Raw genomic sequence first — 25,886 nt, forward strand, 5'->3', positions numbered from 1 at the left:
CTGGAGATTTTTTTATGTTTTGTCCATGAAAATATAATATATAATTACATAAATAGTAAATTATAGAATTAATATTTGTGTGTTAGCTTCGATGCAACGCTAGTGATATCTATGTATATAACTGGAAATAGCGGCGCTAATTTTGACCTATTCGGTCGATTCTCCGAAAACTCGTCGAGTTAGATGGAGAATTTCCAGTTATATCAGTATTTCAGAGAGTTCGGGTGAAATTAACATGAGAAATTCCTGTAAAAAGTAAATCTTCTATCCGAAGCCCTCTCGATGATGATACATCCGTGTCTTAGCGGTTGCTTTTCTTGCAATATCAGACTTGTTCAGCTTCTCTCCGCTGAGAATATTTATTAAGCCTGATATAAAAGTAAAACTTCAATCCAAAGCCCTCTCGATGATGATACCTTCGTGTCTCGTTAGGCAAAATGATAAAAAGACAGGTGAAGGCGCGCTTATTAGCGCACTCTCACCTGTCTTTCGCTTGTCTTCATCTGTAACGCCCTGTGCACAGGATAGGAAGCTTATGTAGCATTCTTTCCCATAAGGCAGCTGCCATATGTTTTTACACCCAAGCTGCTGCTGCCCCTCCATCCTATTCCGAAACAGCGGTCTCACTTTTACTTATCAATGATTTTGTACAACGCCTGTGTGCCGCTGTTTTCCTCGCCAATTGCCGCAAGCTGCTCGTACAATGACTTGGCTAATGACAGACCCGGCATGTCCAGCTTCATTTCTTCTGCTGCCTGCAAGGCAATTCCCATGTCTTTGATGAAATGCTTCACATAGAAGCCCGGGTCAAAGTTCTCGGCAATAATTCGCGGTGCGAGGTTGCTGAGCGACCAGCTTCCAGCTGCTCCGGACTCAATGCTTTTCAACACGGTGGATGGGTCCAATCCCGCTTTTTTCGCATATACGAGGGCTTCACATACCCCAATCATGTTGCTCGCGATAGCTATCTGATTGCACATTTTTGTGTGCTGGCCAGCTCCGGCTTGTCCTTGATACACAATGTTCTTGCCAATGATTTCGAACAGCGGCAGAACCGTATCGAACGCTTCCTTATCTCCGCCGACCATAATAGACAGCCTTGCTTCCTTAGCCCCTACGTCACCGCCGGAAACCGGAGCATCCAAGGATACCATCTTGTGCTCAAGAGCTGCTTCATATATCTTTACCGCCAGCGCAGGGCTGGATGTCGTCATATCAATAAGGTAGCTGTTCGGCTTAGCATTTCGCAGAATGCCCTGCTCCCCCAAATACACTTCTTCTACATCGCTCGGAAAGCCTACCATCGTAATGATAACATTACAGTGCTGCGCCAGCTGTCCAGGTGAATCCTGCCATTTGGCTCCCTGCTCAAGCAGATCCTCTGCTTTGGCCTTTGTGCGATTGTAAACATGAACCTCAAAGCCTGCCTTAATGAAATGACCGGCCATGCTTTTTCCCATAACACCTGTGCCTACCAAACCTATCACTGTTTGCTCTTTGTTCAATCCCACTATCATTACCACCTTTCGTAGAGTCCAATCTCATTATATAAAAAAGGGCATAAGCAGAAAACAGACAATTCATGATGTTCTTCCAGTATAACAAGAAATGTCCTGCAATATAAGTTCCTACCACAGGCTGATGCTCTTCGGACTTCTTTTTATGGTATAATTTGGTTGAATGTAAGTACTTATACAAAGAGCGGTTATTTAGCGCTTCCTGAACAAAATGAATCTTAGGGGGGATACATATGTGGGATCGCAAGATTCTCAAAGCAAGAGCCAAAGATGTGCTTAGATTGTCCTATTGGAAAGCATTTTTAGTTAGCCTTATTGTTGCGTTTGTAGGAGGTTCCAGCAGCGGGTCCTTTAATTTCAATTATAATCGACCTTCCAGCTTCCACTCGCCGGGTAATGAGGATTTCCCTTTGTTGGTTTTGATAATCATCATTATTGTCGCTGTTGCAGTCATCCTATTTGCGCTAGGGTTTCGTATTTTTCTCGGTTTTCCACTTGAAGTTGGAGGGAGACGCTATTTCTCTCAAGCCGCACAAAATGATGTCAACATGAACTACCTGGGGTACGCTTTTACTAAAACAAGATATCTCGATATTATAAAAGCCATGTTCTGGCGCGCCTTCCTCACCTTCTTGTGGTTCCTGCTTCTCATCATTCCGGATATTGTTAAAACGTACGCCTACAGTCTCGTTCCTTATATTTTGGGGGATAATCCGAACATCGGGTACAAGCGGGCTGTTGAATTAAGTAAAAACATGACAGCAGGCCAAAAATTCGATATGTTTGTATTGGACCTTTCATTTATAGGTTGGTATTTGCTTGGGGTATTAGCATTGTTCGTTGGTGTATTGTTTGTAATGCCTTATGAAAATGCCACAAAAGCGGAGTTGTACTTGGCACTGCGCCAGAATGCGCTTGATGAAGGTATATGCAGCTATGACGAACTGAGGCTGAACCGACCGATTATTGAGTAAAAAATTTTTTCAAAGAGAGTAGGTACTGGCAGATGGGAAAAGTATTATGCTTTATTTATCCAAATATGGCTGAATTCGAGGTCATGTTCGCTTTCCACCGGCTGCTGACAGTCGGCAATAAAGAGATCATTACCATCGGCAGTGACCTGAATCCGCTCGTCAGTCAATCCGGATTCATTTATACGGCAGCCGCTACGATCGAGGAAGCCTTCGACTACCCCGATGTAGAAGCGCTGCTGATACCGGGTGGGCCGATTACAGAGCAGCCGCCTCAGCTCACACAGCTTATTCAACAGCTGGACAAGGAGCGGAAGCTGCTTGCTGCGATTTGCAACGGCCCCCAATTTCTTGGCCGTGCGGGCATACTGGACCGTCACAGCTTCACGACCTCCTGCTCTCCCGCTGCTATCGCAAGCCTCGGCGTAAGCGACCCTTTTCCTCGCGACCAATTTCTCCAGCAGCGGGTCGTTCGTGACGGGCATGTGATTACGGCTACAGGTCGCGCCTTCGTTGATTTCTCCTTCGCCGTCTTCGATTGGCTGAACCTGTTTGACAGCAAGGAAGAGCTGCAGTCATTATATGAAGATATCCGCGGGCCTATTGCATAGGGCCCGTTTTTTTCGTTAATCTACGGAGGACAACAAAAAACCATCCCGCATAACGCTTGGGACGGTTGGTTGCAAACCCTTTATTTCACATCAACTACAAAAGGTACTGTGAATACCTTGCCCTCATGCTGAAACTGTCCCCAGATTTTGTAGATACCGCTTTGTGGGAACGAAGTGGCGAACTTGGCGTCCGGTCCTGACGCTTTTTCATCTACAGGGTGAACATGGAGGTACTGCTCGGCATCCCTGGATAAGATGACTACATGGCCCACCGCGCCCAGGTAAGGCTGCAGGTTACTGATCCCCTTCTTCGTTGCCGCATCCCGAATGTTGAATGTCAAAGTAACTTCTTCCTTTGCCTTTGTACCGCTAAGCTTGAGCTCAATTTCCTTATCCCCGACTTGCTTAATGCGATTGGAATCAGGCTTTACTTCAACCGGCGCTGCTTCCTGCCCCTTTACCTGCACCCATTCACTCTTGGTACTATTGGAGCCGCCGGCCGGAATGAAGTCAGCAATCACTTTAAACTTGCCTCCCGCAGGAAAGCGGGTTTTTACCGTAAACTTGCCATTACCCTGATAATCAGGATGAATATGGTTGAAGAAAGATAAATCCTGGCTGACAACAATGAGATGCATCAGCTTCTCATGATTTTCTTTAAATTGCTTAACCGGGGTACCGTCTTCACCTGTTATTTGTATCATTACTTCCGTATCCTGATTTGCATTTACTCCACCATCGCCAAAATTAAAGGAAGCTTTAAGCTTATCCTGCTCAGCGTCCCCGCCGATCTTATCAGCAGTATTTCCCTGCCCATGACCGCCTCCATGACCGGATGGATGGCTTTCTCCCGCCGTCACAGCTCCTTTGGAACTGCCGCACGCCGTTAAAGTGCTGAATGCTATTATTGCAAGCAGCACAACTAATGTTTTCCTCATAGGTTACTCTCCACTCTGTTCTATTATTGCTACCGTCGGATATGCGCCCAGCTTCTTTTATTATCAATTAAACAACGTCATATCCCTGATCTTCTATGGTTTCCTTTACTTTATTAAGGGTTACCTTTTGTTCATCAAAAGAAACCGCAACCGATTTATTTCCCAGATCAACCTTTCCGTCTACACCGATCTTCTGTAGCGCTCCCTCTATGGAATTAACACAATGTCCACAGCTCATACCTTCTACTTTCAATGTCACGTTCGTCATCTTTCATTTCCCCTTACTTGGTTAGTTTGTTATATGCGCCCAGAAACACTCGGGTAATAGATGATCATGTGTGTTTAAGGACTCACGGTTCAATCATGGACTTTTAGAGTATTGAACCACTTCATGAAAATAGTATACCCCACTACCCTATATTTAGTCAACTGCTATATGCTTTTCTGATAAAAATTCCTGAAATCTTTGAAACTATTCCACACTTCGTTAAGTCTAAAGATATTAGGTAGTATATATAAAAACTGGAAATAGGAGGGCATTCAATGGCTTTATTAAAAGACAGCGAACACAAAGAATCGATTCAGCAGCTGCATGCTGAGCTTTGGAAGCAGCTTGAAAGCCAGGATGAAATGCAGGCAAAAGCTTTCCTAGAGCAATCCATACAACAGTTCCAGGAAAATAACCATACAGAGTCTGTTTGGGGCGAAGCGGTAGAATTTGTGAGAACTCCGTGGTTCTGGGTATCGGTGCTCGCTGGATCGTTGGCGGTGTGTCTGGCGTGTTTTGTGTTCCTGTGGGCTGCTTTGAAGGTGGAGTAAAACTGGACGATCCAATCCCTATATTTGTTTCTGAAAGCCGTGTTTCGAGAATCTTCAATCGCACAGTTGACGGCTTCGGAAACAAATGGTAATAATATAGTTAGTCGACTAATTAAATTATAGGTGAGGGGGAATAGCTATGGATACTCATACTTCAGATTCTCTGCACTCTGTGTTTATGCGGGTCCTGAGGACGCATCGCCACACTATGCACAGCCTGCTTCAAGATCAAGAAGTTTATCCAGGCCAGCCGCCGCTTCTCTTCGCCCTATCCAAGCAAGACGGTCAAAGCCAGAAGGAGCTTGCCGAGAGACTGCATATAAAACCGGCAACCTTGACAGTCATGCTGAATCGCACCGAAAAAAACGGGCTTGTGGAACGCAAACCGGACGATAAGGACCAGCGAATTTCCCGCGTGTATTTGACGGATAAGGGCAGAGAAGCTCACGAAGAGGTTCGGAATGCTTTTAAAATTATGGAAGCCCAGTGCTTCGAAAATTTTACCGTCGAAGATCAGGAGCTGCTGCGCAAGCTGCTGCTGCAAATGTACGACAATCTAAAGAAAAACCTCGATCTGTTACAAGACAAAGAACAAGAACACAGGTATGGACGGCCGTGCAACAAAGACGATAAGCCGCCCTGCTCTGGATCGAAATGGTGACAAACGAAATGAGGTGCTCAGCATGTGGAAATTAGCCAAGTATCTTAAGCCCTACTGGCTGGCTGTCATACTTGCCCCGCTTTTTATGCTTATCGAGGTTTATATGGACCTTCTTCAGCCGAAATACATGGCCAGCATTGTTAATATTGGTATTCAAAATGGCGACTTGCCTTACATTCAGCAGACGGGGCTGCTTATGGTAGGAACAGCTTTGATCGGCCTGATCGGCGGGATTGGCTGCACTTTCTTTTCCAGCACCGCCTCGCAAAGCTTTGGTACTGATTTACGTAAAGACCTGTTCATCAAAGTGCAATCGTTTTCATTCCGTACTCTGGATACATTTAAAGCCGGCTCCCTCGTAACTCGGTTAACGAACGACGTTGTACAGGTGCAGAACGTTGTCTTGATGACACTGCGCATATTAGTCAGAGCCCCTCTTCTCGTAATCGGCAGCTTGATCATGGCTATTACAATCAGTCCATCGCTTGCCTTGGTATTAGCCGCAGTCACTCCGATTCTGTTGATCGTGCTAACCACAGTAATCCGCAAGGGCTTTCCGCTTTTTTCCAAAGTTCAAAAGAAGCTGGATAGCGTAAACAACGTTTTGCAGGAAAATTTGACTGGTATCCGGGTCGTGAAAGCTTTTGTCCGTGCTGATTTCGAAAATAAAAGGTTCGGCAAATCCAACGAAGAATTAATGGAAATTGCCACCAAAGCCACTCGCATAGTCGTATTGATCATGCCGCTTATGATGCTTATTATGAACGCTAGCATTGCGCTCGTGCTCTGGTTCGGAGGGCAGCAAGTATGGAGCAGTTCAATTCAGGTGGGTGATCTAATTGCATTCCTCAACTACGTGACCCAGATGCTGTTCTCCCTTCTGATGGTCAGTATGGTGCTGATGAACGTATCTCGTGCCAGAGCCTCCGCTGAGCGGATGAACGAAGTGCTGGAGACCGATACGGAAATCATCAATAGCGCAACGGCCAAGACTAACGTTATCCGCAATGGAGAAGTTGTTTTCGATAACGTATCCTTTGCCTATCACACTAGCTCGGCTGCCGATTCTGACGCTGATGTTGAGAATAAAAATCCCAACGACATGAAATCGCTCGTTCTCAAAAAAGTCAGCTTCACGGCTCAGCCAGGCAAAACGATAGCCATCCTGGGCGCGACAGGTTCAGGTAAAACCAGCTTGGTTAACCTTATCCCACGGCTGTACGATACAACCTCAGGTCGCATACTTATTGACGGAACCGATGTGAAGAATATCGATCTGCAGCATTTGCGGACCCGCATTGGAGTCGTTCTGCAGGAAGCGGTCCTGTTCACCGGAACGATTCAGGAGAATATAAGCTTCGGCAAGCCCGATGCAACGCAAGAAGAAGTGGAAGCGGCGGCCAAAGCTGCACAGGCTCATGACTTTATCATCGGCATGCCGGATGGCTACAAGACGGTTGTCGGACAAAGGGGCGTCAACCTCTCCGGCGGGCAAAAGCAGCGAATTTCCATAGCCCGGGCGATTCTCGTGAAGCCTCCCGTGCTGATTTTGGATGACAGCACAAGCGCTGTTGACTTGGGAACCGAAGCCCGGATTCAGAAGGCGCTCAAGGAGCAGTCCGCATACACCACACGGATCGTAATCGCTCAGCGGATATCATCCGTACTCGAAGCGGATACCATTATTGTGCTGGAGGATGGGCAAGTGGTTGCCGAAGGAAACCATGCAGAGCTATATCGGACCAGCGCAGTGTACCAAGATATTTATAAATCGCAATTAGGCGAGGAGGCGGTTATCCATGGCTAACGAAAGAGATTCAATGAAGCATTCGTCCTCCGGTCCTGCAGCCGCCCCTCCTATCATGATAGGCCCTGGAGGCGGTCCCGGTGGGGGTATGGGGCCAGGCCGCGGAATGATGGGCAAAGTCGTGCGTGCCAAGAATACTAAGGCCACCCTCTATAGACTGTGGCAATACTTGCGCAAACAGCGCAAAAGTCTGATCACTGTTGTTATTTTAACCTCGCTCAGCACAGTATCGGCATTGATCGGACCTTATCTTATCGGGATTTCCATCGACAGGTATATCATCCCAAGAAACTACGATGGCCTATTGTGGCTTTGTCTCACCTTGTTTGCCATTTATGTATTTGGCGCGGCTCTCTCATGGATCCAGTCCTACGTCATAACAGGACTATCACAGCGCACGGTTTTTGAGCTGCGGCGCGATTTGTTCGAGCATTTGCAGAAGCTACCGCTCCCCTACTTTGACAGCAAAACCCACGGCGAGCTCATGAGCCGTACGACCAACGATATCGAGAACGTGACCAACACCTTGAATCAGAGCGTGACTCAACTGTTGACCAGCGTCCTGACCCTTGCCGGCGCCATTATTATGATGCTTAGCTTGAATCTATGGCTTACATTGCTCAGCCTTGTTATTATACCAGTGGCCATGGGTGTGACCGGCCAGATCGCTAAGCGGACCCGCAGCTTTTTTAGCCGACAACAGCAAAGCCTCGGTGAGCTCAATGGGTTTATTGAGGAAACGGTCTCCGGGCAGAGGGTGGTCAAAACGTTCAACCGCGAAGAAAAAGCGATTGAGGACTTCCATAAAATCAATACAAAGCTGCGAGAAGCCGGCAATAAAGCACAAATTTTATCCGGCTTCATCGGGCCTGTCATGAACGTTATCAATAATACGAGTTATGCGATGATCGCGGCTGTTGGCGGTTGGATGGCTATCCAAGGCATGACCACCATAGGGATCATTGTCGCCTTCCTTAACTATTCCAAGCAATTCGGACGGCCTATCAATGAGCTCGCGAACCAGTTCAACATGATCCAGTCGGGTATTGCCGGAGCAGAAAGAGTATTCGAGGTTATGGATGTCAAACCCGAATTTGATGAAGCTAACGGAGGAAAACAATTGGGGCAAGTCCAGGGCGAGGTCGTGTTCAATAACGTGAGCTTCAGTTATAAAAAGGATACGCCAACCCTGAAGAATGTTTCCTTGTCCGCCAAGCCGGGTGAAACCATCGCGCTGGTCGGCCCCACGGGAGCCGGAAAAACAACCATCGTCAACCTGCTCACCCGCTTCTACGATATCGATAGCGGCAACATTACTATTGACGGCGAAGATATCCGGTCGCTGGAGAAGAACAGCCTGCGCCAGCAGCTCGGTATCGTGCTGCAGGATGCTTACCTGTTCTCCGACACGATACGGGAGAACATCCGTTACGGCCGTCTCGATGCGACGGACGAAGAGGTTGAAGCCGCGGCGAAGCTCGCTAACGCCGACAGCTTTATTCACAAGCTGCCGCAGGGATATGATGCTCAGTTGACCGCAGAAGGCGGCAACTTGAGCCAAGGGCAGCGGCAGCTGCTCACGATCGCCCGGGCCATCCTGGCCGATCCGGCGATCCTGATCCTCGACGAAGCGACGAGCTCCGTCGATACGCGCACTGAGATGCATATTCAAGAAGCGATGAACTCGCTGATGAAAGGACGTACCAGCTTTGTAATTGCCCACCGGCTGAGCACGATCCGTGAAGCGGATCAAATTCTCGTGTTGAACGGTGGGGAAATCATAGAACGAGGCAACCATCATGAGCTGTTGGCTGCCCAAGGCTTCTACTACAACCTGTACACCAGCCAGTTCAACCGGGCTGTGTGATAGTACTCTGTCTGATATCAATGGAATACTCCTGCAATTCAAAAGCGGGCCATCCCGAGTAGATTTATTCTACGTGGGGTGGCCCGCTTTTTTTGGGGTGGAACTCTCTCGCCTGCTTATGAGTTCAGTCCGACATAGATCTGCTTAGCTGCTTACAGCTCCAGCACCTGCTGCCAGATCGTCGGCTCAACCGGAATCCCCTGCTCCAGATTGATCTGTCTTCTGCGCAGCGTTTCTTCGCCGGGATAACGAACGCTCCCTAAGCCAGGTACCGGCTCCGCTGCTTGCAGATCCTGCACGATCTGCTCGATGCGTTCTGCCAGCTCCTGATGCGACGGATCGCGGGTCATGTCAAAGGCAAGAAACACCTGCGAAATCCCCCGCTCTCCGCCCTCTTGAGCAAGATCGTAGGTGGACTTGCCTCCTGATAGCATGACAGCGATCAAATCGAGCATAATGGATAGCCCGGAGCCCTTCCAGTAGCCGATCGGCAGCGTTCGTTGCGTTCTCATAATTGCAGCCGGATCTCGCGTCAGATTGCCGGCGTCGTCATAACCACCTTCAATCGGCAGCGGCTCCCCACGGAATATGTAAGACTGCAGCTGTCCATAGGAGAATTGAGCCATTGCCATGTCCAGTACGACGTGCCCTCCCTCGCGGGGAACAGCCAGAACGATCGGATTGTTGCCGATCTTGCTCTCTGAGGAGCCCCATGGAGGCATGTTTGGCATCGTATTCGTCCAGCAGATGCCAATACAGCCCGCTTCCGCGGCCTGCCAGCCGTAATTGCCGGGCCTCATCCAATGATTCGTGTTCTTCAGCGCAACAGCTCCCAACCCATGCTCACGGGATAGCTCAATGGCTCTTGCCATAGCAGCATGCGCGTTCAAATTACCGGGGCCATATTGACCGTCCCAACGCTCCAAGGCTCCCCAAGCTGTGATTCTCACAGGCTCTGCATCCACAACCACATTCCCCTTCTTAATCTGCTCGATAAAAGAAGGAAAACGGTTCAAGCCGTGAGAGTACACACCATCCCGGCTCGCATCGGCAAACAGGCTCGCGCATAGCTCAGCCCGCTCGGAGGAAAAGCCATTCTTCAAAAGAACACGAAGCAGTTCACCCTTCATCTCGTCATAACTTACCCTGCTCATCTCAAGCTCTCCTTGCTTACCATGTGTAATCCAACACGATAACATCGGCAAAATGCTCTCTTACTAGTCCCACAGTCGACTGATGGCGTTCACTAGGCAAGTATGCATCAAGCGATGCCTGGTCTTCAAAGCCGATTCTCATCCCAACTTCGAAACCTTTGCTTTTGCCCTCTTGGGAATGATTTAGACCGACTGAAAACTCGGCAATGCCGGGAATATCCTTCAAACCCTGGAGGGTCTCCACGACCTTCTGTTTATCTGCTTCCGTTGTGTCCTCATGCAATTTGAATAAAACCAGATGCTCTACCATTAGCCATTCCCCTCACAAATAAATTTTGATGTGTTTCCGCTTTGACAACGTTTTCTTACTGCTCTATATTTTACCACAGCGGTCTCGTCATTTGGCCTATGCTGCGGAAATACAGACAACATTTGTGCGTGGGAAGGAAAGCTGATCTAAGAGTTACCGGCAGATATAGACCGCCGTATTTTTCGGATCACGCCAAGTACCCCCATGACTCTGTATTATTCGCTCAGCTTCTACCTTCAGCCACATTCGCATCTCGGCATGCAGCTTTTCGTCATTTGGAATATCCATCATGTTGAACATGGTACCCACATAAGCTGCAATCGGCTCTGAATTGTGAAAGATTAAAGCATTTTCATAGACAACTTCCCGAACAGAAGAAAAAGCGGCTCCCAAAATTTCACTCGCATTCTCGATACAAAAAGTATGGATAAAAGATTCCTGCAAGCTTGTCTCTTGATAACCAAAGCTCAATAACATTCGGTTGCGGAGCTCCCTTATTCCAGACAGCGATCTTTGCGAGTTCGTTGTAATAATTACATTTCCATTGGATGACAAAACTCTTTTCATTTCCCCCAATGCGATTGGTATATTCAGCACATGATACAGCATATGTCTGGCTGAAACCCACTGAAAGACCCCCTCCCCAAAAGGGATCTGCTGCACATCCCCGACAAATCCCTGAATGATGTCATCTTGTGCTTCTGCAATCATTCCTGGGGATTGATCTAAGCCCACGAGGCGTCCTGAATGGCCTTGGTCTTTTAAAAAACGCAGAAATGCACCTGGACCGCAGCCCACGTCCAGAACCGCTTCTGTCCCATTTAAATTCATTAGCTTTTGAGCTTCCACGTCCAGGTTTATTACATTCTCAGAGTACAGACGATGTGTATTGGCCCTTATCTTAAGGGGCTCCGAAGCTTTATACTGCTCCTCAACCTTGCCCTTCTCATTCATGTCGACATCCCCCAGTACCATTTTCTAAAATTATATCCCTGGCTTTATCAAAAATATATGGAATTTTCTGCTAGAAACCATGGAATTTTGTTGTACCTATAGTATGAGAAAGACCCACCAACTCTGCTTAAGAGATGGCGGGTCTTTTGCTAATCATGTTATTGATTAAACTGAACAATAGAAAGCATTCTGCTTAAAATTACAGAGCTTTGAGCGCGAGTAGCGGTTGCTGTCGGATCATATTTACCGGAAGCGACACCTTCCACAATTTTTTTGTTAGCCATTACGGAAATAGCTTCCTTCGCCCAATTCTCAAACAGATTCTCATCTGTAAACGTTACATTCGATCCCGCTTGGCTTTTGTTATCAAATCCCGTAAATTTCATTGCACGGTAGATCATCACAGCCATTTCCTGACGGGAAATTTTTTGATTCGGACGGAAGGTTTGATCATCGTAGCCCGAAACGATACCAACTTCTGCCGCAGCATACACTTGACCCTCAAACCAATCCCCGGAACGGACATCATTAAATTTGTTTTGGGATGAGGTTATCGGCTTCAATCCCATAGACCGGGCAATCAATGCTGCAAACTCGGCACGGGTAACCGCTTGATCCGGTTGGAACTCATCCTTCGATACGCCCTGCACAATGTATTTATTGGCCATACGTTCGATTTCGTCTTTGGCCCAATGAGTTTTAACATCGGCAAATGTAATATTATTTTCTAACAGCATGTAAGTGCTGTTCGTTCTGCTATAAAGCGTGGCCTCAGCACCGGATACAGTGAACGGAACCGGCTGGTAAACAGGGCTGCCTTGACCATCCTTCTCTACACGAACTGCTGCTAAATTACGTGCGTTTAAGGTCCCTTCCGCTTTGATGGTACGAGGCACGAATTGAGTAAATGTAGAAAGCTCTACACTTTTTCCATCCGCTGAAGTGACTTTAACCGTAAATTCAACCGTTCCAAGCACCTTTTGACCGGAGGACTTCGCCTTTTCCGCGGCATCCTCATTCTTGGTAATCGTTATTTCAACATTAACATTTTCTTTGGAAACTCCAAGCTTCGCCGCCAACTCCTGAAGGTTGATCTGTTTCACAGGCAACTCATAGCTTCCTAATTTCGTATCAATGGTCACTGATTTCACTTTGTCTTCCGTCGCGATCTTTTGCAAGGCGCTGTTATTCAACGTTACGACCATCTGATTTGCTTTTACATTAGAATCTACTGCCAGCTTAAGCTTGCCAATGTCCGTATTCTTCAAAGCAGCATCAATTACTTTATCATCGACTTTAGCTTGAGCTACCTCTTTACCATTAACCGTCTTAACCTCAGAAGTCAATGGTGTAGATTGGTTGTTTTTAGTTCCTTCTGTAGGAGTCGGTGTTCCACCTGATGAAGATCCTCCCGATGAAGATCCCCCACTAGTACTGCCAGAGGACCCGGAACCAAATCGGACTACTGTTATTTGGTAATTTTTCTTAGTACCGTTTTCAGCAGTGACTTCAATTGTGATGTTATTCGATCCAGCAGACAGAGCAACTGTAGCACCGTTCGTGCCGGTCAGAACCGTTCCATTCACTTTAATAACCGAAGTATTAACTTGCGGTGTTGGACTGATGACAAGCGAGCTAACTCGATTCGCGACGTTGGCTATAGAGTAGTCTGTTTTATCAGCTGCAAACGCTGGTGACAAGTCTAGAGGCGTAGTACCATCCATTACCTTCAAGCTGCTTAAGGTTGCCTCCGCTTCCTTCAAGTCTGATTCGGCCAAAGCAATATCAACCTTCAAATTCCGAATAAGATTATCCTTGATGGTGTTACCCTTAACAATAATATTTTTCCCTGTTTCGATCCTTAATCCGTAAGTATTTCCCGTTACAGTATTTCCGGTTATTGTGACGTTCTCAGGATCACCTGCACCTGCACCAAGCATATTTACGTTACTATCTCCATTATGATGAGATAGCAAGATTCCCGAGTAATTAGCTGCAGTGTTGCCTCTGATAATGTTGTTCTTAACAATGGTTCCTGGAGCATTGTGGAGTTTAATGCCAACTCCATCCTGAACTACATTAGTAGTCCCATCTTCTCCACTCGTTCCGCCATACATTTTATAATCTGACGTTCCGATAATCTCGTTCGCTTCAATTATCGTATCTGGGGAGCCCATGTAAACCATCACGCCGTCACGATTATGTTTAAGTGTATTATGATGGATATAGTTCTTCGGGCCGGAAGCTGAGTGATTCGTATTTGGTGGAGTACCTCCCGTATTGCCGACCCCAATCGCTTCCTTCGGAACATTTTCGATCAAGTTATAGCTGATTTCATTTAAATATTCATTTTCACCATGAAGATCAAGAGAGTCCAACAAGGTCCTATTGGCATAGTTTTTTGTTATCAGGTTGTTATGCGCGAAATGCTGGACAATCACTCCATGTCGGAGATAGGGCCCAAGGAACTTATTGTTTTCAACAAGGTTGAAATACACATCAATAGGTTCACCGAAGTGATCAACTTTAGTAGTGTCACCTTGAACAGCTATGCCATATCCTGCTCCCCCTGCGCCGACATCAGTAGCGTTTTTGAAGGTGCTGTTTCGAATGGTGATTTCTTGGCTCCGGCTAACCCTTATGCCCATACGTTGGAAATGCTCTACAGTGACATTCTCAACAACTATTTTATTAGATCCAATACCACCACTCTGGTCGATATAAATCCCGTTTCCATATCCCCCGATTTTAGGATTCGCTGTATTTGTGTTCGTAGAATATGCATATTTCGGTTGACCGTCTGGTCCCATTTCATTCAACTTGTCCCCAAAAATCGATTTGATAGTAAAATTGGAGATAAGCAATTCTTTCTTGGCGAAAGCTTTAATTACACGTGAGCTGCCATTCAGTTCATTAAAGTAAGAGAGTAGAACGGTGCCTTGTTCGCTTTCACCACGAAGATTGACATTACTCTTCACTTGGAAATTGGATAAAGCATCCGTACTCATCGTTGATTTGAGGTGGTAAACACCGTTAGGGAAATAGATTTCATGATTAGCAAGAACTCTAGGATCACTTATGGCATTATTAATAATAAGCGAATTGTCAAAATTCGGATCATCCGGTTTAGCACCAAAATCTGTGACAATGTTCCACGTTTTTATTGGATTACGATTTGGCTCATACGGAATGTATGGCGCTCCATCTCCATCGACTAAACCAGGTACAGTGTTACGTTTTGCCGGAGGTTTCGGAGGCTCCGTGTAAGGAACCGGAATAAGATTAGTACTGCCATCCGCAGCCGGCGGATAGATTTGGAAGGCTGTTAAGCTGTTCCAATCTTTTGAATTCGGTGCGCTGTTCCCATTTCCGAGGTACCGCACATAACGAGCTGTTATATTCTTGCCACTCAGATTGACGAGCTCCACTTCCTCTGTTGTTCCACTGCTTTCTTGCCCCACGAGTACTGGTGTCCAAGTTATCCCATCGTTGGAAACAAGAATATCAAAAAAGGATTTCCTGATTTTCCCTGCATTGAACGCAATGCCCAGATAACCTATCGGCTTTGCTGAGCCTAGGTCCAGCTGTATCCACTGACGTTGATCAGCCGTGTTTTGAGCAGACCACCGATAGTAGCGATTGTTGCCTACCACGTTTTGAGGAATGTTACCGTCATCGGCACTCGCTGTTACGTTAGCCGGCAGAATCGTATAGGGAAGATTAGGTCCTGAACCTTCTAATTTTTGAAGAATCAAGGCTGGTTTTTTGTTGGTACTACCGAACAATGAACTGCTAAAATCAGCGTCAGTGTTGAAAGAGTTATAAATGGTCGAAGCACCGGTTTGTGTCTTTTCAGTTGCTCTAACCAAGAAGCTAACCGCTCCTGCAGATTTATTTTGTTTGACGAAATTAGTTACGTCAACCCTATATTCATCATCAACTGCGGTAGGGGAAAAGGTTCCCAGTTCAGTGGCCTGAGCCCCATATTTTGTCTCATATCTCAATAATGAATCTGTTACCGAACTATTGTATCGCACTGCTGCATTGGTCCACGTAATCAAGTTTGAACCTGCCGGTGGTACTGGTGAATTCGTAGCTACCCATTGGTAATTAATATCGGAACTCCAATTGTTGTAAGTTACCCCTACCACAGTAAAACTTGGATTTGTTGTAACCGTTGTTTTTGCCTTTATGCTCAGTAATATTTTATCCGCTTGGGTTACTTTGCTAGGATCGGGCAAATCGAACTTAAAGTACGCTTGCCGCTCCGTTCCATTACCTGCTTTGACATTATAACTAGCAGTTGAGCCACCTTGATGGTTTCTTGGAAAGTGAAACCCCTGGTACGCAGTGGTTTGTTCAATGACAGCGTTCGCACTCGCACCGTATTTAGCTAGTTCGTTGATCGTTTCTGCATGCACCTGCAATGGTGCAATAATCAGTACCATTTGCAAAACAAGCAGCGCACTCAAAAATAAACTTACTGTTTTCTTAATTTTGCTCACTAGAATCGCCTCCCTTATCATTTTCAAAAATCTAAAAGTTGCACTAAACCAAAATATGTAAACGATTTCAAATTATTGATCCTCCTTTTACAAATAGACAAGCCTATGCCTAAATATATAACAAGATGCTTAGCTCGAATTGTCGTTTTTTCGTTTGCGATTGTGTTTTTATTGGCTTATTTCAAATAAAAAGCCCCAGCTTCTTTTTCTGGAAGAATGGCTTTTGCACCCACTATTAGAATGCGGAAACCATCCCCAGTTCCTATCTTATGAAAGGGATGGAAGTCATCAAGCAGGATCCGTAAAACACAATAAAGACCCTTTAGACAAGGGCCATCCTACCTCTTGTTTAAAGGATCCTCTATACTCTAAATCCGCCATGCCCAAATCACACCAAATAACTAATTTGCCCTTATAAACTACTCAATAATAGTCAACAGCCGTTCGGCAGGGGTTCTCTCCTGCGCTGAGGGAATACTCGCCGGGTAGCCAATGTGCAGACTGCCTACTACCTTCTCACCCGGTCCGATGCCCAGAGCTTCACGGAAGGCGGGATCGTGCATAAGCGGATAGCTCTCCCACACCATACCTACTCCGCGTTCCCAAGCGAGCAGGCTGAAGTTGTGGATCAAGCAGCTCGTTGAAGCATAATCCTCCTCGCGCACCACGACATGAGGGTTTTCTTTCATTACAACAACCAGGAACATCGGCACAGACATCAGCTTGTCGTAAAACTTCTGCCCTGCCGCCTGACGTTTCTCCGGATCACGCTCACGCTTCTCGTTCAGAGAACGGCTCACCTCAGCAATCTTCTTGCGCCCGTCCCCATGTAACAGAATAAATCGCCAAGGCTCGGTCATTTTGTGATTAGGCACCCAAACAGCTGTATCCAATAGCTCCATAACCAATTCAACAGGTACTGGGCGCTGCTCGAAACGATGCACGGACCGTCTTTCCTTAATCAATTGGGCTAATTCCATATGAATCTCCTCATTTGCTGAATTAATATGATAATCATTCTCATCAATATTAATCGTACATCAATTCAACAACGGGTGAATAGATATTCCTGTTTATAGCTTGGATTTTTCCACAGCCTTGCTCTCTTAACTCCATCAAGCCTTTGTAAGGCCTTTGTCTAGCTTTTGTATTGCATGAAATGCTGCACAGTTTGATCAACAAGACTCTCATGAACCGCCGCATTATACAATAACGGGTCGACATGCCGGATAAACAGGCAGTGCTTCTTCCCCCGCCCTTTTCTTAACTGATCCCAACGGTCCTCCAGCTGTGCGCAATACGCCTCCGTCTCCAGCTTGTCCACCAGGAACAAGACATTGTCGCAATCCAAAGCAGCTACTTCAGTCAAAGAGGTGGCATCCATCGTTGCAATATGCCTCGTAAGATCAGGTGGAGTTACCTGCAGATCGTCATAAAACAGGTCTTTCATCTTACGCCTCTGCATACCAAACACGCGAAACCGCTCCTCACTGGCGCGAACCAGCAAAACCGGCTCATCCCCCAAATGATTGCGTATATGAAAACGTGCATTCTCCACCTTCATGTCAAAATAAGATAGCCACCGCTCAGCGACACTGGTCACACCGAGATGCTTGCTGATTTCAAGCAGCCTCTCCTTCCAAGACATCCGTTTCCAATGAAGCATGACAACAGGTGCAATTTCTGATAACGACCGGTACACCTCATCAGATATAGGGGAGGTAAGAATCAGCTCCGGTTGACATCTTTTAAGCTGTATGAGTGCTTTATCGGGTGATTCCGACCAGCCTCTCTTTAAAGCGACCTGCGAGGTAATTCCAAGTACGGACAAATCGCCATGAAATACAGGGGACAGACTGGCAACTGTCTTCTGAGCACAGGCTGCGAACTCCGTCGGAGCCATGCCCATATGCTTTTTAAACAAACGGCTAAAGTAATATTCATCTGCATACCCTATGGAATGAGCTACGTCTATAATAGGCTCCCGTGTATTTGCAAGTAAGCTTAAAGATGCATCCAGCCTGATTTTGGTAATAAATTTATTGGGACTAAGCCCTGTATGTCTGCGGAATGCCTGATAAAAACGGCTGGAGCTGGATCCCGACAGACGGGCAAGCTCTTCAATGTCCATATCGCGATGATATTGCTCAAGCATGTACTGACGGGTCTGCTCGACGTAACCCTTTAGCCCTTCCTCCAGCTCCTTCGGCTTCTGTACCAAAGTCATGAATGCGGCGGCCATTGCATAAAGATGCGATTGAAGTTGATATAAAAGCGCAGGTTCTCCCTTTTTGCAATCACTCATAAAATCTTGAATCCAGCTGCGAACCTGCGGCATTCGGAAGCTATACAGCTGGAATTCCTCTACCAGCAGCAGCGGTTGAGTACGAACATGAGGCTTATGCTGGGTAACGGAATGCTGGAATGGCAAACAATGAAACCCTATAATTAGTAGTGGAGCCGTACGTTCAGCTTCATTATGCAGGGTAAAATCACAATCAGGCGGAATGAGGAAGAACTCACCGCTAAGAACCTTGCCTGTCTTGCTTTTATCTTTATTGTATAAAGTCACCGTTACGTTTTCCTGAAGCGCAAAACCAAAGCAGTGTTCATTCCTTCTATTGACGCGCAAGTCGCTTCTCTCCATTACATGGAGCTCTTGGGTCCCTATGTATTCCAATGAAAAGTAGCCCCTGCGATCTGGTTTAAAAGACATAAACACACATCCTTAGTAATAAAAGTAATTTAAAATTTCATGTATCCTTAAACTCATACTATTTGAAAATGATTCTCATAGTCAATGTAAGTTTTTGCAAGCTTTTCCCATAGCCTGTTAAATACGTTATACTAAAGTATTGTTGGGTATTGATGATTCAAGAAGGAGGCTCTATGACTACATCTCAATCGGGAGAGAAACTAATCCGGGTTCTAGCTTTTACACTGATTCTTTCTGTGATGAATGCGACTATGTTTAACGTCGCTTTACCTACAATCGGAAGGGAATTCCAGCTCTCGGCATCGCAAGTAAGCTGGGTGGTGACGGCTTATATTATCGTGTATGCAATCGGCTCTGTAACCTATGGAAAATTGGCGGATAAGTACCGTCTCAAGGATTTATTAACCATAGGACTGACTTTTTTTGCAGTGGGTTCCTTGCTTGGCTTTGCCGCAACACATTACTGGATGATTATTGCAGGACGCATTCTTCAATCCATAGGCGCGTCCGTCATCCCGGCCACAGCGATGATTATTCCGGTGCGCTACTTCCCGCCCGAAACCCGCGGCAGAGCACTCGGAATTACGTCCTCAGGCTTAGCACTGGGAACGGCTATCGGTCCCATTATTGCAGGATTTGTGACAAGCCTCGCTAGTTGGCGCTATTTGTTCCTATTATCCGTAATCGTTCTGCTCACATTGCCGTCTTACCGTAAATACTTGGATGACAATAAAGGAACGGAAGGCAAAACTGATTTGCTCGGCGGCTCCATACTGGCCATAACCATCACCGTGTTTTTGCTTGGCATCACCAATGGAGCCTGGACGCTGTTTCTCGTTGGGGCTGTGCTGCTTGTGCTCTTTATCCTGCACATCCGACGTTCGGCACATCCGTTTATTCAGCCCTCTATCTTTAAGAACAAGAACTATACCATCGCCATCCTGGTTTCATTCATCGGCAGCGGACTGGGCTTTGGCATCCCTTTTATCATTCCGCAGATGTTGACTCAATTGAATCAGTTATCCCCTGCAGTTGTCGGCTTCGTCATGTTCCCTGGGGCTATTATAGCTTCCTTCCTTGGGAGGAGCGGCGGAAAGCTGGCAGACCGAAAGGGAAATGTTATGCTTGTGCTTATAGCTGTTGCTCTGCAGTTTATTTCCTTTGTACTGCTGTCCATTACCGCCGGGATCCAACCGACTATACTGTGGGTATTTCTGATCTTCGGCAATATTGGAGCTACATTCTTGGGAATCGGATTGTCCAATACCGTATCGCGGACGCTGCCAAGAGAACAAACCGGGGTCGGCATGGGCCTCTTCATGATGGCCAACTTCATATCGGGGGCTATTGCAACCTCGCTCATCGGCAGAATGCTCGATTCCGGGGAAACCGCCTTGGCATACAATCCACTGCTACTGATACCCTCGGCTGCCGTGTTCAGCAATATCTTCCTGGTACTAAGCTTGCTCATCATTGTAAACACGGTGCTGTTCTACTTCCAATTTGGTCGAAAGCAGACCGACACTAGCAGCACCAAACGTACCTCACCCGGTGAAAATCCCGCATAACCAAACAGTCCAGCAGAGCCGTTAAGGCCGATGCTGGACTGTTTTTATTATGCGCTGCTGCACAAGCTCACACTGCATGCGATTTACTTGCCGAATGTGCCTGGTTTTATCTTTTTCACTTCATACATATTAACATTCGAGCTAATAACATATGCCGGCTTTTCTTGGCCTCTGCTGTTACGATGACCTTCAATATGAACAGGATCCTTCTCCCAATTTTTCCAGGCCTCCTCAGATTCCCACCTGATCATAGCGATAATTTCTTCGGTCTCTTTACTTTTTTTGTTAACCATGACATACACATCGAGAAGTCCTTCCATTTCATCAATCCGCGTTGGCTGCCCGAACTTTTCCACTACCTTGTCCGAATTTCCCATCTCTACTACGATGGTTCTCATTTGAATAAACATAAGCAGATACCCCTCCATGTTACAACTAGGATATCTACACTATAATGATAATGGTTATCATCGTCAAATGATGCTTGTAAAAGGGTTGGATGCCTCATTCAAAGCTGCATGCTTTGATAAACCAAATTGACTATGAACGTACCCAAGCCTGCTACGATATTAAACCATCCCAAGAAACGGGCCGTACGTTGTTCCCTCTTCATGCCTGTACGGTTATAGCCCTTTACGTCAATCCACAGAATGAAGACCCCTGTAAGCAGCATTAATAATACGGTGAAGTTCGTATATCCTATTGAAAAGGTTAGATTCAAACGTTATAAGCCCTCCTTTCCGGCTTCGTTCAACACGGCGATTTCCTTGTAAATTAAGTCGCTTTCATCCCGATACGTCTTATATTAATATTCGCTTTAATCTCAACGGAAAGCTCTGCATACGTTTCCTGCCACTTGGCCTTGGTTTTAATTTCACGGTTCCAATATTGCGGATGCTTCGCCCTGAATTGCTCACCGTAGCCGAATATATCCGCACCTTTGTCCTGTGTCTTTTTAACCAACGCTTGATAGGATTTAACAATATCCTTTTGCAACTGGCTCTCAATCTGCTTAATAACCTCATGTTTTAGGGTGACCGACTCGTTGGACTTCTCCAATATATTCCCCTCTATATGAACATACACTGTGATGTGCGGTTTTCCGTTTCTAATTTCGGTTTTGAATGAGGTTTTTCGGTTTCGTCCCCCGAACAAGACATACTCCGATGTCCCCGGCACATTGACAAAACCTTGCCCTCCCGCGACATTAACCCCGGTAAGCCCCATAAACAAGGTGATTTCCAGCGTGTTAGTCAAACCGACCATTTTGTCGTTTTTGAAATAGGCTATGCCGCCCAGTTCTACAGCCTCTTGACCTTTCAACACCAAATAGGGAAGATAACCCTCCCTTCCTTTAGCAGAAGTGGAGCTCCAGAACACACCCAGAAAGTCGTTTGGAAACCTGCCCATTTTGACCGACTGATCCATCGTATTCATTAGATATAATGTCGGCACCCGTTCGAGCTGCGGCGATGCCTTCATCACATCAAATGCTTTTCCTTGGCATATAAACATCCAGTTCGCTCTGCGAACTTCCGCGTTGCGTCGAAAGAAATCATTCAGATTTTCTATCCCTTTTTGTGCGAATGCTTCGGAAACTACTATAACCCGCAAATGACCGAAAAATAGGGGAGCTGAGACCCTTTGCTGCAGGTTGTTAACAGCATCGTCAAGCGTATGTCCCTCACTGTCCACGACCCACACTGTACTCTGGCCGCCACCGCCACCTCCTCCCGCACCTCCACCCCCACCTCCGGGCCCTAATGGAATCCGTCCGGGGACAGCAATTTGTACGGTGATGCGAAGCAGCCCTGTCTTCGGCGGCGGAAGCGTCCCGTGCATGCGGAAGAATTCTTTCTCCTCAACCTCTGCTCCCCGATCCGACACATCAACACCGATTCCTAATATGACGGCACGATCCTCGATTTCCAGACGGTCCCAGCAGCCGGAGAGCAGCGGAAAAGTAAGACAAAGAAGAAGTAACAGCTTAACTCGTCTGCTCCAATCCTTGTCCCCCACCCGTATCCCCCCTTTTCTTACGAATCATAGCCAACAGCAGAAGCAACAACGGATAGCCGATCGTAAGCAATAAGCCCCAGCGCCCTACAATGGCTATGATTTTATACATGTGCAAAACATTTTCCGGAAACATTGCGGCAGCAAACAGAACCGGTAAAATGAACATGGAAAACAGCTTATGATCCCGCAGCTTAAAAAGCTTGCTTAGCGCATGGATGGTAAAGTAATAGCTGGAGAATAAGGTGGTGAATACAGCTATTACCCACACAGCAAGAAAAGCTGCATCGAGTCTTTCCAGAACATTACCCGGCAGGCTTGTCGTCTTCGCGAGCTCCAATGTAGGCCACAGCAGCTTCTTGGTCTCTTCTGACCCAAACACACCAACTGCTCCGACAACGATAGAAAAATACAGCCCCCCTGCAATACCTATGCCCCAGCAGCTTGCCTTCATGGCTCTGTCCGGATTCCGCATAGCTGGAATTACCATTGTATAAACAAAGGAGCCTTGGAATAAGGCAGCTATAGTCAAGATCCCCTTCAGCATACCGGAGGGCTCATTCCCCCATACGGGCAGCAAATTGACGAGCTCCGAGTTTTTCAGAGACAGCGCTACTATTAATACCGCAGGAAAAACTATAACCGGTAAATAAAAATGATGGATATAAGCAAACGTAGTCACATCCGTACGAGACGAGAGTGTTGCTAATATGAGCATAACAATTACGGTTATTTCGAGTGGTGTTTTCTTTAGAACCGAAGTAATGACAACTTCGCCGAACTCCCTGGCTGCCAGCGACGTCAGCAGGGCAAAAAAAGCGATGATCAGCAGGCTTCCTGCTCTGGCAGGCCATTTGCCCAGGATCGTTTGGCTGTACTCGATAATCGATTGATTCGGAAACCTCATGCCAAGCTTCGTAAGAAGCCACAAGCCAATGAAGGCAACGATAACGGACAGCAGCGTCACCAGAGGAGCGCCTGTATCGGCAGCACTAACTGCGAACAAGGGCAGGGGAAGCACACCTACTCCGATGATAGTGCTAATGAGTACTCCCGCTGCTTGAATCGCCGTGATCTGACGGGGATGCTCCATTCGTACTCTCCTCCTTCTGATTTCCTACCTTCAGGGGATCCAATGTGTTGACAGGCTGTTCTTTCAGCTTATCCTCCACATCACCACCGAGACGCTCATGATTGGGCGTATGCAGCATCGTCGGTCTTTTTCTCATAGTCCACAGGGGCAATCGTGCAACCGTATCCTTCATTCCATCGAAATTCCCGGGAACTACGGGACTTAAATACGGGACGCCAAACGATTTTAAAGACAGCAGGTGATTGGCAATCAGGATGAGACCTACCATCACACCGTATAGCCCGAACATCCCTGCAAGAAAAACAAGCGGGAATCGCAGCAGCCTCAAAGCTAAGGCCGCATTGTATGCTGGTGTGGCAAAAGAACCGATAGTAGTTAAAGCTATGACCACAACGGTAATTGGACTAACGAAACCTGCCGATACCGCTGCTTGTCCAATGACAAGAACGCCGACAATCGAGAGGGCTCCGCCAATTTGCTGCGGCAGACGTAAAGTAGCTTCCCTCAGCACCTCCATAGAAGCTTCCATAACAAGCACTTCAAGAATGGAAGGGAACGGCACGCCGGCACGCCCTCCTGAAACAGCGACCGCAAACTCCGTTGGTATAAGCTCCGGGTTGAATGAGATGATGGCCACATACAGAGAAGGTGTAACAAGTGAGAAGCACAATGCCAGCAACCGTGATAATCGGATGAAGCTGACCATTAGAAACCGTTCGGAATAATCCTCGGTCGTCTGATAAAATTGGTTGAATACCGTTGGCACAATCAGAGCAAAGGGCGAGCCGTCCACCAAAATGATGACTCTTCCTTCCAGCATACTGGCTATCGCCTTATCCGTACGTTCCGTGTTCTGAACTTGAGGGAATGGCGATAGATGGTTATCCTCTATAAATTGCTCCAAGTAACCGACATCAAGCACTCCATCAATGTCAATGATAGAAAGCCTTCTCTCCACTTCCTCCACCAGCGCATCGTTGACAATTCCCTTCAAGTAACAAATCGCTGTTTTCGACTTCGTAACACGGCCGATTTTCATCATTTTCACTCGAAAATCGGTTGTCGGCAGCCTGTAGCGCAGTAAGGAAATATTCGTCCCTAATTGCTCGATAAAACCCTCACGTGGTCCACGAATAACCTGCTCGGTTTGAGGTTGATCGATCGACCGTTTGTCCACCTTTGTCGTCTCGACAATAATGGCTTCACCCAAACCATCTATCAAAACAACCGTACCGCCGCGCAGCAGCGACTCCATAATCATGGACAGTCTGCATTCCGATGATCCTTTGCTGTGATAGAGCGCGTCTTTCAACAAAACATCCATTAATTGCTGCTGAGGGATGATCGTGCCTGCTAACTGCTCAGGCTTATACATAAGCGGCCTTAATATATCCGTGTTCACAACATCGCTATCCGTCATATTGGAAAAGTTAATCAATGCTGCATCAAATTGTCCGAATATATGAAAATGCCGCAGCATAAAATCATCATTTTCGCCCAATAGCCCGGAAATAATAGCAACCGCATCCTCCAAGCTTTCTGGGAGGCGCTCATCTTCATGATTATTCAAATATTGATCCGGTACTTTCGCCGCTTGGGAACGCCGCTGCTGCTGCTTATTGTTCGAACGCCGCCGAAGCCACTCTAAGATGGTCATTAAAAGGCACCCCGCTGATAGGATTGCTGTTCCTTTATCGTGTGTTTCATACTCTTTCCTATTCTGGGTTATTTTATGTACAGCTCGCTGCAATGAAGGAAATCACCCCTTCCGCAACCTTCTATTCAACAAGACGATCTACTTTCATGTGCGGGTGCATGGCTTGGAGGACGCGATAGGGTCGCTTCAGGTTGGCAAAGATGCCGATCTGTTTATGTTGGATACGTCACGCAGCTCAGCTTTGCGGGAGCGTTGTTCGAGGATGCATCACTGCCGGAAGAGTAAGTTAAGAAAAATTAAAACGAGGCTGTCCCAAAAGGGTATCAATGAATGAATCAGTCCCAAATTATGAACAAAGACGCCTCCAACACCACTATGTAAGCGGAATTAGAAGCGTCTTTTTTGTAGAGAAATTCCCCTCAGAGTGGGGGTTTGAAAATCCAGAAATGAGTTCGGCCGCTTTTTGGATGTTGCTTAAGTGATGGGGGGAGAAGCGATGTTCAAGGCTGCTTTCAGTCTAAAGGAAACCAGGATTTGTCGGGCGGCTGTGGAAGGAAAGAAAATAGATGGAAATTGTCACGCTAATCCAGCGTGGATATCGCCTGAAATCAATCTAACTGGAAAAACTAACTCTAATATAGGTGAAATGGTGGATATCAGCCAAAATACGTAGAATTAGCATGAGAAATTCCAGCTATAAGGCTTGGAATGCTATTTTCGAA

22 protein-coding genes are annotated in these 25,886 nt (G+C 46.6%); 8 read left to right on the plus strand and 14 right to left on the minus strand.

What is annotated here, in order from left to right; translation table 11 throughout:
- Positions 1-629: 629 nt before the first annotated feature.
- Entirely contained in the window at positions 630-1,511 is an 882-nt protein-coding gene (locus ACFQ0C_RS35675) for an NAD(P)-dependent oxidoreductase (protein ID WP_379374211.1), read from the minus strand.
- A gap of 239 nt (positions 1,512-1,750) precedes the next feature.
- Here ACFQ0C_RS35675 and ACFQ0C_RS35680 point away from each other — a divergent pair, with 239 nt between their 5' ends.
- Both ACFQ0C_RS35680 and ACFQ0C_RS35685 read left to right on the plus strand, forming a co-directional pair.
- Entirely contained in the window at positions 1,751-2,491 is a 741-nt protein-coding gene (locus ACFQ0C_RS35680) for a DUF975 family protein (RefSeq protein ID WP_379374213.1), read from the plus strand.
- A gap of 32 nt (positions 2,492-2,523) precedes the next feature.
- Complete coding sequence (locus tag ACFQ0C_RS35685; protein WP_379374215.1) at positions 2,524-3,099, plus strand: DJ-1/PfpI family protein; 576 nt, start codon at positions 2,524-2,526, stop codon at positions 3,097-3,099.
- Positions 3,100-3,179: 80 nt separating this feature from the next.
- Here ACFQ0C_RS35685 and ACFQ0C_RS35690 read toward each other — a convergent pair whose 3' ends face one another.
- A complete protein-coding gene (locus tag ACFQ0C_RS35690) occupies positions 3,180-4,037 on the minus strand; it encodes a hypothetical protein (RefSeq protein ID WP_379374217.1) in 858 nt (285 codons plus the stop codon).
- A 67-nt stretch (positions 4,038-4,104) separates the two neighbouring features.
- On the minus strand, positions 4,105-4,305 hold the full coding sequence (locus tag ACFQ0C_RS35695; protein ID WP_379374219.1) for a copper ion binding protein: 201 nt from the start codon (positions 4,303-4,305) through the stop codon (positions 4,105-4,107).
- A 275-nt stretch (positions 4,306-4,580) separates the two neighbouring features.
- Between ACFQ0C_RS35695 and ACFQ0C_RS35700 the strand changes: the two genes are divergently transcribed.
- From ACFQ0C_RS35700 to ACFQ0C_RS35715, 4 genes are all read left to right on the plus strand, one after another.
- The gene (locus ACFQ0C_RS35700) at positions 4,581-4,856 is read left to right on the plus strand and encodes a hypothetical protein (RefSeq protein WP_379374221.1); all 276 of its coding nucleotides are present in this window, start codon (positions 4,581-4,583) and stop codon (positions 4,854-4,856) included.
- Positions 4,857-4,995: 139 nt separating this feature from the next.
- On the plus strand, positions 4,996-5,517 hold the full coding sequence (locus ACFQ0C_RS35705; RefSeq protein ID WP_379374223.1) for a MarR family winged helix-turn-helix transcriptional regulator: 522 nt from the start codon (positions 4,996-4,998) through the stop codon (positions 5,515-5,517).
- 22 nt (positions 5,518-5,539) lie between these two features.
- The gene (locus ACFQ0C_RS35710) at positions 5,540-7,324 is read left to right on the plus strand and encodes an ABC transporter ATP-binding protein (RefSeq protein ID WP_379374225.1); all 1,785 of its coding nucleotides are present in this window, start codon (positions 5,540-5,542) and stop codon (positions 7,322-7,324) included.
- A gap of 55 nt (positions 7,325-7,379) precedes the next feature.
- Positions 7,380-9,191 (plus strand): ABC transporter ATP-binding protein, encoded by a 1,812-nt coding sequence (locus ACFQ0C_RS35715; RefSeq protein ID WP_379374500.1) that lies wholly within the window; start codon positions 7,380-7,382, stop codon positions 9,189-9,191.
- A gap of 152 nt (positions 9,192-9,343) precedes the next feature.
- Here ACFQ0C_RS35715 and yiaK read toward each other — a convergent pair whose 3' ends face one another.
- From yiaK to ACFQ0C_RS35745, 6 genes are all read right to left on the minus strand, one after another.
- On the minus strand, positions 9,344-10,345 hold the full coding sequence (yiaK, locus tag ACFQ0C_RS35720; RefSeq protein ID WP_379374227.1) for a 3-dehydro-L-gulonate 2-dehydrogenase: 1,002 nt from the start codon (positions 10,343-10,345) through the stop codon (positions 9,344-9,346).
- Between the two features lie 16 nt (positions 10,346-10,361).
- Positions 10,362-10,655 (minus strand): Dabb family protein, encoded by a 294-nt coding sequence (locus ACFQ0C_RS35725; RefSeq protein WP_258216293.1) that lies wholly within the window; start codon positions 10,653-10,655, stop codon positions 10,362-10,364.
- A gap of 153 nt (positions 10,656-10,808) precedes the next feature.
- Entirely contained in the window at positions 10,809-11,609 is an 801-nt protein-coding gene (locus ACFQ0C_RS35730; RefSeq protein ID WP_379374230.1) for a class I SAM-dependent methyltransferase, read from the minus strand.
- Positions 11,610-11,767: 158 nt separating this feature from the next.
- A complete protein-coding gene (locus tag ACFQ0C_RS35735; protein WP_379374232.1) occupies positions 11,768-16,114 on the minus strand; it encodes an S-layer homology domain-containing protein in 4,347 nt (1,448 codons plus the stop codon).
- Positions 16,115-16,533: 419 nt separating this feature from the next.
- A complete protein-coding gene (locus tag ACFQ0C_RS35740) occupies positions 16,534-17,094 on the minus strand; it encodes a nitroreductase family protein (RefSeq protein WP_258216296.1) in 561 nt (186 codons plus the stop codon).
- A 158-nt stretch (positions 17,095-17,252) separates the two neighbouring features.
- Positions 17,253-18,830: a helix-turn-helix domain-containing protein gene (locus tag ACFQ0C_RS35745; protein WP_379374234.1), complete on the minus strand. Its 1,578-nt coding sequence runs from the start codon at positions 18,828-18,830 to the stop codon at positions 17,253-17,255.
- A gap of 173 nt (positions 18,831-19,003) precedes the next feature.
- Here ACFQ0C_RS35745 and ACFQ0C_RS35750 point away from each other — a divergent pair, with 173 nt between their 5' ends.
- Positions 19,004-20,398, plus strand: a complete 1,395-nt coding sequence (locus ACFQ0C_RS35750; RefSeq protein WP_379374236.1) for an MFS transporter — start codon at positions 19,004-19,006, stop codon at positions 20,396-20,398.
- A gap of 83 nt (positions 20,399-20,481) precedes the next feature.
- Here the strand turns inward: ACFQ0C_RS35750 and ACFQ0C_RS35755 are convergent, their stop codons facing one another.
- From ACFQ0C_RS35755 to ACFQ0C_RS35775, 5 genes are all read right to left on the minus strand, one after another.
- Positions 20,482-20,808 carry an antibiotic biosynthesis monooxygenase gene (locus ACFQ0C_RS35755; RefSeq protein ID WP_379374238.1) on the minus strand — a complete coding sequence of 109 codons (327 nt, stop codon included), beginning with the start codon at positions 20,806-20,808 and terminating at the stop codon, positions 20,482-20,484.
- Between the two features lie 98 nt (positions 20,809-20,906).
- Complete coding sequence (locus ACFQ0C_RS35760; protein WP_379374240.1) at positions 20,907-21,119, minus strand: CLC_0170 family protein; 213 nt, start codon at positions 21,117-21,119, stop codon at positions 20,907-20,909.
- Between the two features lie 53 nt (positions 21,120-21,172).
- On the minus strand, positions 21,173-22,417 hold the full coding sequence (locus ACFQ0C_RS35765; protein ID WP_379374242.1) for a Ger(x)C family spore germination protein: 1,245 nt from the start codon (positions 22,415-22,417) through the stop codon (positions 21,173-21,175).
- Entirely contained in the window at positions 22,386-23,507 is a 1,122-nt protein-coding gene (locus ACFQ0C_RS35770; RefSeq protein WP_379374244.1) for a GerAB/ArcD/ProY family transporter, read from the minus strand. The genes ACFQ0C_RS35765 and ACFQ0C_RS35770 overlap by 32 nt, the downstream gene beginning before the upstream one ends.
- Positions 23,455-25,164: a spore germination protein gene (locus ACFQ0C_RS35775; RefSeq protein ID WP_379374246.1), complete on the minus strand. Its 1,710-nt coding sequence runs from the start codon at positions 25,162-25,164 to the stop codon at positions 23,455-23,457. The genes ACFQ0C_RS35770 and ACFQ0C_RS35775 overlap by 53 nt, the downstream gene beginning before the upstream one ends.
- Positions 25,165-25,660: 496 nt before the next feature.
- On the opposite strand from ACFQ0C_RS35775, the gene ACFQ0C_RS35780 reads away from it, so the two are divergent.
- Positions 25,661-25,837 carry a hypothetical protein gene (locus ACFQ0C_RS35780; protein ID WP_379374248.1) on the plus strand — a complete coding sequence of 59 codons (177 nt, stop codon included), beginning with the start codon at positions 25,661-25,663 and terminating at the stop codon, positions 25,835-25,837.
- The last annotated feature ends 49 nt before the right edge of the window (positions 25,838-25,886 follow it).

It is taken from the genome of Paenibacillus sp. GCM10027630 (genome assembly GCF_042676305.1).
GTDB lineage: Bacteria > Bacillota > Bacilli > Paenibacillales > NBRC-103111 > Paenibacillus_S.